Genomic DNA, 357 nt, shown 5'->3' on the forward strand with positions numbered 1-357 from the left:
CTTTCATAAGTCTAGTGATGATGGCAAAGAGGTCACACCCGTTCCCATACCGAACACGGAAGTTAAGCTCTTTAGCGCCGATGGTAGTTGGGGGCTTCCCCCTGTGAGAGTAGGACGTCGCTAGGCATTATACCCAGGAGGATTAGCTCAGCTGGGAGAGCACCTGCCTTACAAGCAGGGGGTCGGCGGTTCGAGCCCGTCATCCTCCACCATTTTTTAATCAAGCACTCTATTATCGCGGGGTGGAGCAGTGGTAGCTCGTCGGGCTCATAACCCGAAGGTCGTTGGTTCAAATCCGGCCCCCGCAACCAAAATGGTCCCGTGGTGTAGCGGTTAACATGCCTGCCTGTCACGCAG

Annotated in this window: 2 tRNA genes and 1 rRNA gene; all 3 read left to right on the forward strand. The window is 55.2% G+C overall.

What is annotated here, in order from left to right:
• Positions 1-10 precede the first annotated feature (10 nt).
• The 3 genes from rrf (at position 11) to ACVYAD_RS25185 (ending at position 311) form a co-directional block, all read left to right on the forward strand.
• Positions 11-126, forward strand: a 5S ribosomal RNA gene (rrf, locus tag ACVYAD_RS25175).
• Between the two features lie 10 nt (positions 127-136).
• Positions 137-212, forward strand: a tRNA-Val gene (locus ACVYAD_RS25180).
• Positions 213-236: 24 nt separating this feature from the next.
• Positions 237-311, forward strand: a tRNA-Met gene (locus ACVYAD_RS25185).
• The last annotated feature ends 46 nt before the right edge of the window (positions 312-357 follow it).

Source organism: Lysinibacillus sp. G1-3 (assembly GCF_056322905.1).